The sequence below is a fragment of the Roseateles sp. GW821-FHT09G03 genome (assembly GCF_059416045.1).
In genome coordinates this window covers 1-10,562 of the sequence record NZ_JBWKOK010000012.1, presented here as the reverse complement: position 1 = coordinate 10,562, position 10,562 = coordinate 1, and the positions used below count along the sequence as shown (strand labels likewise).

At 67.9% G+C, this 10,562-nt stretch carries 10 protein-coding genes; 4 read left to right on the top strand and 6 right to left on the bottom strand.

What is annotated here, in order from left to right; genetic code table 11:
• Window positions 1-15: 15 nt before the first annotated feature.
• From AC07OZ_RS28435 to AC07OZ_RS28415, 5 genes are all read right to left on the bottom strand, one after another.
• The gene (locus AC07OZ_RS28435; protein WP_495470380.1) at window positions 16-1,653 is read right to left on the bottom strand and encodes an MdtA/MuxA family multidrug efflux RND transporter periplasmic adaptor subunit; all 1,638 of its coding nucleotides are present in this window, start codon (window positions 1,651-1,653) and stop codon (window positions 16-18) included.
• A 201-nt stretch (window positions 1,654-1,854) separates the two neighbouring features.
• Entirely contained in the window at window positions 1,855-2,364 is a 510-nt protein-coding gene (locus AC07OZ_RS28430) for a TlpA disulfide reductase family protein (RefSeq protein WP_495470379.1), read from the bottom strand.
• Between the two features lie 110 nt (window positions 2,365-2,474).
• The gene (locus AC07OZ_RS28425) at window positions 2,475-3,650 is read right to left on the bottom strand and encodes a hypothetical protein (protein ID WP_495470378.1); all 1,176 of its coding nucleotides are present in this window, start codon (window positions 3,648-3,650) and stop codon (window positions 2,475-2,477) included.
• A 173-nt stretch (window positions 3,651-3,823) separates the two neighbouring features.
• Complete coding sequence (locus AC07OZ_RS28420) at window positions 3,824-4,594, bottom strand: alpha/beta fold hydrolase (RefSeq protein ID WP_495470377.1); 771 nt, start codon at window positions 4,592-4,594, stop codon at window positions 3,824-3,826.
• Window positions 4,591-5,856 carry a CaiB/BaiF CoA transferase family protein gene (locus AC07OZ_RS28415; RefSeq protein ID WP_495470376.1) on the bottom strand — a complete coding sequence of 422 codons (1,266 nt, stop codon included), beginning with the start codon at window positions 5,854-5,856 and terminating at the stop codon, window positions 4,591-4,593. The genes AC07OZ_RS28420 and AC07OZ_RS28415 overlap by 4 nt, the downstream gene beginning before the upstream one ends.
• A gap of 46 nt (window positions 5,857-5,902) precedes the next feature.
• Here AC07OZ_RS28415 and AC07OZ_RS28410 point away from each other — a divergent pair, with 46 nt between their 5' ends.
• From AC07OZ_RS28410 to AC07OZ_RS28400, 3 genes are all read left to right on the top strand, one after another.
• Window positions 5,903-6,406 (top strand): hypothetical protein, encoded by a 504-nt coding sequence (locus AC07OZ_RS28410; RefSeq protein WP_495470375.1) that lies wholly within the window; start codon window positions 5,903-5,905, stop codon window positions 6,404-6,406.
• Between the two features lie 90 nt (window positions 6,407-6,496).
• The gene (locus tag AC07OZ_RS28405; protein WP_495470374.1) at window positions 6,497-6,922 is read left to right on the top strand and encodes a PTS sugar transporter subunit IIA; all 426 of its coding nucleotides are present in this window, start codon (window positions 6,497-6,499) and stop codon (window positions 6,920-6,922) included.
• Window positions 6,919-7,188 (top strand): HPr family phosphocarrier protein, encoded by a 270-nt coding sequence (locus tag AC07OZ_RS28400; protein ID WP_067281479.1) that lies wholly within the window; start codon window positions 6,919-6,921, stop codon window positions 7,186-7,188. The genes AC07OZ_RS28405 and AC07OZ_RS28400 overlap by 4 nt, the downstream gene beginning before the upstream one ends.
• 143 nt (window positions 7,189-7,331) lie before the next feature.
• Here AC07OZ_RS28400 and AC07OZ_RS28395 read toward each other — a convergent pair whose 3' ends face one another.
• Window positions 7,332-8,177 (bottom strand): GNAT family N-acetyltransferase, encoded by an 846-nt coding sequence (locus AC07OZ_RS28395; RefSeq protein ID WP_495470373.1) that lies wholly within the window; start codon window positions 8,175-8,177, stop codon window positions 7,332-7,334.
• A gap of 199 nt (window positions 8,178-8,376) precedes the next feature.
• Here AC07OZ_RS28395 and ptsP point away from each other — a divergent pair, with 199 nt between their 5' ends.
• The gene (gene ptsP, locus AC07OZ_RS28390; RefSeq protein WP_495470372.1) at window positions 8,377-10,155 is read left to right on the top strand and encodes a phosphoenolpyruvate--protein phosphotransferase; all 1,779 of its coding nucleotides are present in this window, start codon (window positions 8,377-8,379) and stop codon (window positions 10,153-10,155) included.
• Window positions 10,156-10,562 lie beyond the last annotated feature (407 nt).

Here is a 10,562-nt window from a genome sequence, read left to right as displayed (position 1 = left end):
TGTTGCCCTCGGCGATCAGTTGCCGCCGGCCGAGGCCGCCTGGCGCTTGGCGCGTTCGGCGCGGCGTTCGGCGATCCAGGCTTCCCGCTCGGCGGGACTCATCTTCATGACCTTCTCTTGGACATCGGGCGGCAGTCGATCCAGCCACGCTGGGCGTTCGCCGCCGGCTTGCGCGGCGTCGTTGCGGGCTTCCGTAGTGGGAGCGCGCAGCGCGGCGTCAGCCGGATTGCCGGAGCCGCTGGCCGCGCCTTGCGGTGCCGATGCGCCCGAGGCCCGGCGGCCTTCGCCCCACGCGCCGGAAGCCGCACCGCCCGGTGCGCTCGCGCCACGGCCGCGACGCGGTGCCGCGTTCGCGCCGGCGCGCTGCTTCGGATCGGCGGCGATGACCTCGACCTTCGCGCCTTCGCGCAGCCGGTCGACGCCGTCGATCACGACGCGATCGCCCGGCTCGACCTTGCCGTCCACGGCCATCCAGTCGCCATCGACCGCACCGGTCTGCACGACGCGTGTGGTGACGGTGTTGTCCGCGCCCACGACGTAGACGTAGAAGCCCTGCGCGCCGCGCAGCACCGCGGCGGCCGGCACGGCGAGGCGGTTCTGCTCGGTCGCGAGCTGCAGCTTCACGCTGACCGACTGGTTGGGATAGAGCGCGTCGTCGTCATTCGGGAACAGCGCCTTCAGCTTGATCGTGTCGGTGGTGATGTCGATCGCGTTGTCGGCGGTCGCGAGCTTGCCGGTGGCCAGGCGCGTCTTGCCGTCGCGGCTCCAGGCCTCGACGGTCATCGCGGTCTTGCCCTTCAGGCCGGCGCTCACCTGCGGCAGCAGCGCCGAGGGCACCGCGAAGGTCAAAGCGATCGGACGCGTCTGCGTGATGCTGACGATGCCGTTGGTGTCGCCGGTCTGCACGACGTTGCCGATGTCCGCCTGCTTCAGGCCGACGCGGCCCGAGATCGGCGCCTGCACGCGGCTGTAGGTGACCTGCAGCCGTGCGCTGTCGACGGCGGCCTGGTCGGCCTTGACCGTGCCCATGAGCTGGTTGACCGTGGCCTGCTGCGTGTCGACCTGCTGGCGCGCGATCGCGTCCTTGGCGAGCAGGTCCTGGTAGCGCGTCAGGTCGATGCGGGCGTTGTCCAGCGTGGCCTTGTCGCGGGCGAGCTGGCCTTCGGCCTGGCCGAGCGCGGCCTGGAAGGCGCGCGGATCGATCTGCGCGAGCGTCTGGCCGGCCTTGACCTGCTGGCCTTCGGTGAAGTGGATCTGCTGCAGCACGCCGCTGACCTGCGCGCGCACGACGGCGGTGTTGGAGGCGCTGATCGTGCCGATGGCAGCGGCGGTGTGGCGGATGTCCTGCAGCCGCGCGGGCATGACCGAGACCGGCTGCACGCGGTTGGCGGCGAAGCGGCCCCCGCGGCCGGCACCGCCGGCGCCCGGGCCACCGGCACCCGCGGGCCCGCTGGCGGCGGAGGCGGGACCGCCCGCCGCGCCGTCGGCGCCGCGCCCCTTCCACCACCACCAGCCGCCAGCCGCGATGGCCAGCACGACCACGCCGAGGATCCAGGGCGCCGCCCGGCCTCGTTGTCGTCGCTGCGTCGATGCGTTGGAGAGGGGGGAGATGACAGTCCCCGGCACGCCGGGCAGGTTCTTGTTCGTGTTCATTCGGGCGGGCGATGCTTGCTATGTCGCTACCCTAGTATCTGGCGACAGCAGGCTGGTGTACCCGAGGAAAAGAATCGCAAAGCGTCGGGGCTAACCCGCGTATTCGCGGGGATCGCGCGGGGATCGACACCCGAGCGAAGGCCGGTCCGGCCATGAAAAATGCCGCTCGGAAGCGGCATGGTTCGGTGGGGCGCGGAGGACTCAGCTCTCGGCGAGCAGCTTCTCGATCGTGCCGTGCAGCGCCGCGAAGTCGGGTTCGCCGACGAAGCGCTTGACGATCTCGCCGCGCTTGTTGATCAGGAACGTCGTCGGCGTGAGCTGGACCTTGCCGAAGCTGCGGGCGATCTCGCCGGTGCTGTCCATCGCGACGCCGAAGGGCAGGTTGCGGGTCTCGGCGTAGTTGGCGACATAGGCCGGCGGGTCGTAGCTCATGGCGACGGCCAGCGTGTCGAAGCCCTTGTCCTTGTACTTCTGGTGCGTCGCGATGACCTGCGGCATTTCCTTGACGCAGGTGGTGCAGGAAGTCGCCCAGAAGTTGACCAGCATCACCTTGCCCGTCCAGGCCTGAGCGGAGGCGTGCTTCGAGCCGTCGAGCAGCACGTAGTTCACCTGCGGCGCAGGGTCGGGCTTCAAGCCCTCATAGGCGAGGCCGGCGCCGATACCAACGGCGGCAACCAGCAGCAGGAGTCCGGACCAGCGAGGCAGCTTCATGGGCCGGAAGTGTATGCCCGAGGCAGTTCGCCCGCCACTTTGGTGGGGCTTAAGTCAGGAGCATGTCAGGGCGGCGCCAGGGTGCGGCGCCGACGCCGTGCGGCGGCGATTCAGAGCGCCTTGGACAGCTCGAACAGGAGCACCGACGGCAGCGCGTCCTGCAGGTTCTGGCGGGAGATCCGCGCCATGTGTTCCGCCGTGGCCGTGGACAGCTGCGTCTGCTGGTCGCCGTCCAGCACCTCGATGAAGCTGAAGCTGGGCACCTCGCCGGTGATGTCGGCGCGCAGGCGGTCGAAATCGGCGTCACGCATCGACTGCTCGAAGGCGATGCCGTGCGGCAGGCCCTCTTCGCAGAACTGCAGCGCCTCGTCCATCGAGCCGACGGCATCGATGATCAGTCCCATGTGGCGCACGGCGTTCTGGATCTCCTGACGCACCTCGCGGCGCGGCGAGACGATCAGCAGGTGACAACCCGCCAGCGGCTTGGAGTTGCGCGACGGCGTCGGATCATCGAGCTCGAGTTCGGGCCGTTCCGCCTGGGCGGGCGGTGCCAGTTCTTGCTGGACAGCCGGTTCGTCGCTGGCCACGTGCGGGAACTCGAGCGTCAGCATCGTGATGCCGGCCTCGTCCTCGCGCAGCGGCAGCGCGCCGAGGGTCAGGGCGGTCTGCTCGATCAGGCGCCAGTGCAGCGAGTTCAGCGACTCCGGCGGCGCGTTGATCGCCGCCGACGGAGCGCTGCCCAGGTCCAGCGAGCGGTGGGCGAAACGGCACATGAGCCGGGCCTTGGCGGGCCAAGGCATCAGGTCCAGCCGCATCTCCAGCGAGGAATGCGTGTTGGCGAGTGCCCAGTCCATCACCGCGTTCAGCAGCGAGAACAGCAGCGAGGCGTCGGTGATCACCTCGATCGGCTGCAGCAGCTGCCGGATCTGGATGCCGCGGGCCTGCGTCTCGCGGCTGCGTTGCGTGAGCACCCCGCGCAGCACCTGCGTCAGCGGCACGCGCTCGCGCGACAGCCTCAGCCGCCCGGACGCCAATCGCGCCAGTTGCTGGCTCACCATGCCCGCCTCGCGCGCCTGCGCCACCGAGTCGCGCAGCGCCCTCAGGCCCTGGCGATCGATCTGGCCGGTGCTGATCAGCGTGTGGATCCGCTCCAGCGCCGCGCTCAGCGGGCCGGCGATCTCTGCGCCGAGCTGCTGGACGACGTCGCCCCATTGCGAATCGCTCGGGGGCTGCGCCATGTCATTGGCGGCCAACGGCGCGGCAATGGAAGGGGGCGGGCGGGACATGCTCTCTCGTTCTTGTGAGCCTCCGGCGGCATGCCGGGGCAGGGGAGGCGCCATGGTTCCGCGCGGCCCCGGGGGAGGCCATCCCGTGAGTCGGGGGCAATCGCCCCCCTGGGTGGATGGCGTGAAATGGCTCACGATTCCCCGGGGATGAGGGGCGGATTGCGGACGATCCGTCAGGCTTGCGCAGCCTGCCGATCGGCCAGCATCAGGAGACGGTCGGTGAGCTGTTCCGGGGCGGAGACCATCACCTGGTGACCTGTGGCGATCTCGAAGAGCTCCCAGCCGGGCTGGCTGCGGGCGCGCTCGCGCGCGGCGGCGATCGTGAGCAGCGCCGGACGGTTGCAGTCGATGAAGGTGCGTGGACGCTTGAGCCACGCCGCCTGGTCGAAGTCGAGCGGGCTGTCATAGACGCCGCCCGGCTGCGGGCGCTGGCAGCGCATCATCCAGTCGAAGTCGTCCGGCTTCAGCCCCATCCCGTTGGGCTCGGTCACCGGCAGGTGGCCGAACTTCGAGATCAACTCGCGGCGCTGGATCTGGGTCTCCGGCGTGTGGCGGCTGGACCAGGACTCGCCAGGCTCCGGCACGACGGCGTCGAGGTAGACCAGCCGCGCGATGCGGTCCGGCATCTGGTCCGCAACGCCGGTGATGACCATGCCGCTGTAGCTGTGGCCGACCAGGAGGACATCGGTCAGTTCCTCGCACTCGATGACGGCTTTCACGTCGTCGATGTGCGTCTGCAGGCGGATGTCCGCGTGCGGCTGGTGGGCCCGCTCGCCGACACCGCTCAGCGTCACGGGGAACACCTGATGTCCGGCGGCGCGCAGGGGCCCGAGGACCCGCTTCCACGCCCAGGCACCGAGCCAGGCGCCGTGCACGAGCACGATGTTCACGCCCTCGACGGGAAGCGCTTGATCCCGGCCCCGACCCTCATCCTTGCTGCTCATGCGATGACCCCTTCCTCACGCCATGCGGCGATCGCGTCAGGGCCGTGTCCCAGCTCGGCGAGAACCTCGTCGGTGTGCTGCCCCATCAGCGGCGGGGGCAAACGGTAGGCCACGGGGGTCTCCGACAGCTTCATCGGACTGGCGACCACCCGCAAGGCATCGCTTTGCGGATGGGCCATCGACACCACCATCCCGCGGTGCAGGACCTGCGGGTCGTCGAAGACTTCGGACAGGTCGTTGATTGCGCCGCCCGGCACCTTGGCCGCTTCCATCGCATCCAGCCAATGTTGTCTCGGTCTCTCGGCGACGCGCGCGGCCAGCAGCGGGACCAGCTCCTCGCGATGCCGGACGCGCTGCGAGTTGGTGGCGTAGCGCGGGTCGCGGTGAAGTTCCGGCAGACCGAGGAGCTCGCAGAACTTGACGAACTGGCCATCGTTGCCCACTGCAACGATGAGATGACCATCGCTGGCCTGGAACACCTGGTAGGGCACGATGTTCTGGTGAGCGTTGCCCATGCGGCCTGGCGCCTTGCCGGTCGTCAGGTAGTTGGCGCCGAGATTCGCCAGCATCGCCACCTGCGTGTCCAGCAGGGCCATGTCGACGACCTGGCCCTGACCGGTCGCGTCCCGGTGGCGGAGCGCGGCGAGGATCGCGACCGTCGCGTACATGCCGGTGAAGAGGTCCGCCACCGCCACGCCGACCTTCTGCGGTCCGCCGCCGGGCAGCGCGTCGGCCTCGCCGGTGACGCTCATCAGGCCGCCCAGGCCCTGGACCGCGTAGTCGTAGCCGGCGCGATCCCGGTAGGGCCCGGTCTGACCGAAGCCGGTCACCGAGCAGAACACCAGCCGGGGATTGATGTCGAGCAACGCCGCAGCGTCGAGCCCGTAGCGGGTCAGGTCGCCGACCTTGTAGTTCTCGACGAGTACGTCTGCCCGCCGCGCCAGCTCCCGGATCAAGTCCTGACCCCGTGGGCTGGCGATGTCGATCGCGACCGAGCGCTTGTTGCGGTTCGCGCCGAGGTAGTAGGCCGCTTCGGCGGTGTCCTGCCCACCCCGGTCCTTCAAATAGGGAGGGCCCCATCCGCGGGTGTCGTCACCCCCGGGATGGCCGCCTTTCGGAGGGCGCTCGACCTTGATCACGTCCGCGCCGAGATCGGCCAAGGTCTGCGTGCACCAGGGGCCGGCCAGCACGCGGGAGAGATCCAGCACGCGCACGCCCGTCAGGGCCATGGCGGAGGGCGGGGGGGAGTTCGCTTCGCTCATCGGGGCATTGTGGCCCCTCCATAATCGTTCGATGCGTCCGTCGAGCTTGCCCGTTTCGATCCTGCTGCTGGTGCTGGCCGCCGGCTGCAGTCCGGCCTTGAACTGGCGCAAGGTGAGCCCGGACGGCGCACAGATGCAGTTGATGTTCCCCTGCAAGCCGGACCGCGAAGAGCGCACGCAACCCGGTCCGTCGGGACAGGGGGTGACCGTGCGATCGCTGAGCTGCAAGGCCCGGGGAAGCCAGTTCTCGTTGACCTGGACCGATCTCGGCGACGCCAGGGCGACCTCGGCGGCGATGCGCCGCATGCACGAGAGCATCGCCCGGCAGATGGTCCCTCAGGCGTCCGCGCCCCTGGGCGTGCGCGGCATCGCGGCGGATCAGGAAGCATTCCAGCAGTCCTTCGAGGCGCTCCCCGGTCAGTCCCGGCAGCAGGTGCGGCAGGCCGTGTTCTCCCGCGGTGGGCGTCTGTATCAGCTGCTGATGCAGGGCGAACGCCTGGACCCGGAGGCGTGGGATGTATTCCTGGGATCGGTGGCCCTGCCACCCTGAAGCGGGCCGAAGCGGGAGTCCTCCTCCCCACGATTGAGGGTTTGTGCGAGCCACGCCCGCACCATGCTGCGCCGCACGATAATGATCGTCATGTCCGGCCTGCTGTTGATCGCTCACGCCCCGCTGGCCACCGCACTGAAGCAGGTGGCCGAGCACACGTTCCCGCATTGCTCGCTGCAGCTGAAGGTGCTGGACGTGACGCCGGAAATGAGCGCCGACGATGTCGAATCGCAGGCGCGCGCGCTGATCGACGCTTCCGGACACCAGCAGACCCTGGTGCTCACCGACGTCTACGGCGCCACACCGACGAATGCCGCGCTGCGTCTGCAGGGCGAGCAGGTGAAGGTGCTGACCGGCGTCAACGTGCCGATGCTGTGGCGCTCGCTGTGCTACGCCGGCGAAGGCCTGGATGCGCTGGTCCAGCGCGCCAGCCAGGGCGGCACGCAGGGCATCCTGTGCGACGCGACGGCGCCCTGCGCCTCCAACAACCCCTCGTCCCAACCTTCCTGCCCATGATCAAGTCGACCCTCACCATCAGCAACAAGCTGGGCCTGCATGCCCGAGCCTCGGCGAAGTTGACGAAGTTGGCGGGGGGATTCAAGGCGGAGGTCTTCATGACCCGCAATGGCCGCCGCGTGAATGCCAAGAGCATCATGGGCGTCATGATGCTGGCGGCGGGCATCGGCGCGGAAGTCGAGCTCGAGACCTCGGGCGAGGATGAGCAGCCTGCGCACGACGCGATCACGGCGCTCGTCAACGACAAGTTCGGCGAAGGCCAGTAACTCCCCCTCGTCCGTTCAACCGCCCCGACGAGCCGCGCAGTCCGGAGAAGCCGGAGCGCCGGTACCCTGCGGAGCGAATGCCGAGCGTGAGGAGGCGATTGAGCGGAGCGGGGTACCGGCGCTCCGGCTTCGCAGCGCTGTGCTCAACGCCCCAGGAAGTGCTTCCGATAACGCGCCGGCAGATCCGCGATGCGCATGATCATCGGCAGGTCGGCGGTATTGAAGTCGGGATCCCAGGCCGGACGGCCGAGGATGCGGGCGCCGACCCGCAGGTAACCCTTGATCAGCGGCGGCGGTTCGACCACCAGATCCTGGCGAAGCTCGTCCACCGGCAGCGGCAGTCGCGGACGCACCTGCCAGGCGATGTCGGCCATGTGGCTGCCGTCCAGCTGGCGCCACAGGCTGGCGGCGTAGTGGCCGCCGTCACGCATGCTGATGCTGGCGCAGCCGATCATCGTGTCCAGATCGTTGCGGACCATGAATTCGGTGAGCGCGCCCCACAGCGCCATGATGGCGCCGCCGTTGCGGTGGTCCGGGTGGACGCAGGACCGGCCCAGCTCGACCATGCGCGGGCGCAGCGAGCGCAGGCGGGTCAGATCGAATTCGGTTTCGCTGTAGAGGCCGCCGGCACGACGGGCCGCCTCCGGCGTCAGCACGCGGTACGTGCCGATCACCTCGCCGGGCTGCCCGTGCTTGTCGAGCGTGCGCACCAGCAGGTGTTCGCAAAAGGGGTCGAAGAGATCGATGTCGTGCCCGGCGGGCGCACCGACCGGCACGCTCAGGCGCGCGCCCATCTCATCGACGAAGACCTGGTACCTCAGGCGCTGGGCCTGGCGGACTTCGTCCTCCGTGCGCGCCCAACCCACGTGGAAGCGAGTGCGCGCAGCATCGACAGCGACGTCTTGCGAGCTGGCTGGAAGTGACCTCCGGGGCGCTTCGGCGGGGCGCAGATCGGAGAAGGGCAGGGTAGGCAGCGGCAGATCCCTCATGGCAAAGCCTCGCTGAAGTGATGGCCGCGATGCTGAGTGGGCGGGGTGACGCGTCGGTGACCCTCAAGTGAACGAACCGTGACAGTCGCGAGGGCGTCACGTTCATGCGTCGGGGTGATTGACGCCGGCTCCACAGAGGTTTTCGCGGAGTTCACCTCCGCCCACCGGCGGATTCAGAACCCGCTGCTAAAGTCGGCGCATGAGTTTCCAGGTCTTCGGCATTCCCGTTTCTCGCGGCGTGGCGATCGGCCGCGCAGTGCTGGTCGCATCCAGTCGCGTCGACGTCGCGCATTACTTCATCGCTGCCGCCGATGCGGAACAGGAGTACGCCCGTCTGGTGCGAGGCCGTGATGTGGTCACCCGGGAGTTGCAAGGCCTGAAGGCCGAGCTGCCTGACGACGCGCCCCATGAGCTCGACGCGTTGCTGGACGTTCATCTGCTGCTGCTGAACGACGAAGCCCTGGTCGACACGGCCCGCGATTGGATCGTCGATCGTCACTACAACGCCGAATGGGCGCTGTCGGCGCAGCTGGAGGTTCTGGCTCGGCAGTTCGACGAAATGGAAGACGATTACCTGCGCGAGCGCAAGGCGGACCTGGAGCAGGTGGTCGAACGTATCTTGTCCGCGCTCGCGGCGGAGCTGGACGATGCGCCCGCCGGAGGCGCTGCCTCCGTGGTGGCCCGGGATTTCGCCGGAGAGGACCCGCTGCTGCTGGTGGCCGCGGACATCGCGCCGGCGGACATGATCCAGTTCAAGCGCAGCGTCTTCCAGGGCTTCATCACCGACATCGGGGGGAAGACCTCCCATACCGCCATCGTGGCGCGCAGCATGGCGATCCCTGCCGTGGTGGGAACGCGAGAAGCCTCACGGCTGATCCGCCAGGACGACTGGGTCATCATCGACGGCGACGCAGGCACGGTGATCGTCAATCCGTCACCCATCGTGCTGGAGGAATACCGCTTCCGGCAGCGGCAGTCGGAACTTGAGAATGCACGTCTCGCACGCCTGAGGCATACGCCGGCGATCACGATGGACGGGCAACGCATTGAATTGCACGCCAATATCGAACTGCCTGGCGATACCGTGGCAGCGCTGGCGTCCGGCGCGACCGGTGTCGGACTGTTCCGCAGCGAATTCCTGTTCATGAACCGCGATGGCGACCTGCCCAGCGAGGAAGAGCAGTTCGCCGCCTACAAGAGTGCGGTCGAAGCCATGGCGGGCCTGCCAGTGACGATCCGCACAGTCGACATCGGTGCCGACAAGCCGCTGGACCGGATGTCGGTCAACGAACTCCGCCACGAACATGTGCTCAACCCGGCCATGGGCCTTCGGGCGATCCGGTGGAGTCTGGCAGAGCCGAGCATGTTCCGGCAGCAACTGCGGGCGATCTATCGGGCGAGCGCGTTCGGCAAGGTGAAGCTGCTGATCCCGATGGTCGCCCACCTGGGGGAGATCCGTCAGGTCCAGGAGGCGGCCAAGCGCGTGAGGGCTCAGCTGGACGAGGTCGGTCAGGCCTATGGCGAGGTCGCTCTCGGTGTGATGGTGGAGGTACCCGCGGCCGCGATCATGCTGCCGCAGTTGCTCAAGCATGTGGACTTCGTGTCGATTGGAACCAACGACCTCATTCAATACACGTTGGCCATCGACCGCGCGGATGAGGCGGTCGCCCATCTCTATGACCCCTGGCACCCGGCAGTTTTGCACCTGCTGGCGCATTCGATCTCGCAGGCCAGGGCGGCCGGGAAGGAAGTCAGCGTCTGTGGCGAAATGGCCGGCGACGCTGCCTTCACCGATCTGCTGCTGGGTATGGGCCTGACGAGCTTCTCGATGCACCCGTCGCAGATTCCGTCGGTGAAACAACGGATCCTGCGAGCCGACGTGCAGCGGTTGTCTGCCGCGATCCCGCGCATCCTGGAGAGCGATGAGCCAGCCAAGGTGGCGCTGGAAGTGCTGGCGCCACAATCCAGGCTGCATTGACTGCACTGCGCCGCCGAGGCGTCGGCGGTCGACCACCGCACGTTCAATGAAAGCTCCATGACGGGAGTTGCGCGAGCGAAAAAACTCGTGCTAGACTAGCGGTCTTCGCTGTTCACGACAACGTTTTGAACGGCGGCCTCGGAGGGTATGCCGAGGTAGTCGAATGAATAACTGGCCACGGCGAGTTTTCATTTGGCGGCGAGATTCTCGCAGTCGACGATGAAAATAATTTCTCTGACTGCTTGACGGATTCGAAAGAAATCGTTCATAATCTCGCTTCTGCGCTGTTGACGACAAGTCAGCGACGCGACGAAGTAAGCGGCAAGGGGCTGAGGCCTTGAGCGAAAGCTGCTTCGATGTTCTTTAAGAATTTACAGCCGATAAGCGTGGGCGTCTGGACGAGCGAC

Excerpts from the sequence above, each read along its gene's own strand:
- AC07OZ_RS28435 (WP_495470380.1), bottom strand. The coding sequence starts at position 1,653 with ATGAACACGAACAAGAACCTGCCCGGCGTGCCGGGGACTGTCATCTCC.
- AC07OZ_RS28430 (WP_495470379.1), bottom strand. The coding sequence starts at position 2,364 with ATGAAGCTGCCTCGCTGGTCCGGACTCCTGCTGCTGGTTGCCGCCGTT.
- AC07OZ_RS28425 (WP_495470378.1), bottom strand. The coding sequence starts at position 3,650 with ATGTCCCGCCCGCCCCCTTCCATTGCCGCGCCGTTGGCCGCCAATGAC.
- AC07OZ_RS28420 (WP_495470377.1), bottom strand. The coding sequence starts at position 4,594 with ATGAGCAGCAAGGATGAGGGTCGGGGCCGGGATCAAGCGCTTCCCGTC.
- AC07OZ_RS28415 (WP_495470376.1), bottom strand. The coding sequence starts at position 5,856 with ATGAGCGAAGCGAACTCCCCCCCGCCCTCCGCCATGGCCCTGACGGGC.
- AC07OZ_RS28405 (WP_495470374.1), top strand. The coding sequence starts at position 6,497 with ATGTCCGGCCTGCTGTTGATCGCTCACGCCCCGCTGGCCACCGCACTG.
- AC07OZ_RS28400 (WP_067281479.1), top strand. The coding sequence starts at position 6,919 with ATGATCAAGTCGACCCTCACCATCAGCAACAAGCTGGGCCTGCATGCC.
- AC07OZ_RS28395 (WP_495470373.1), bottom strand. The coding sequence starts at position 8,177 with ATGAGGGATCTGCCGCTGCCTACCCTGCCCTTCTCCGATCTGCGCCCC.
- ptsP (WP_495470372.1), top strand. The coding sequence starts at position 8,377 with ATGAGTTTCCAGGTCTTCGGCATTCCCGTTTCTCGCGGCGTGGCGATC.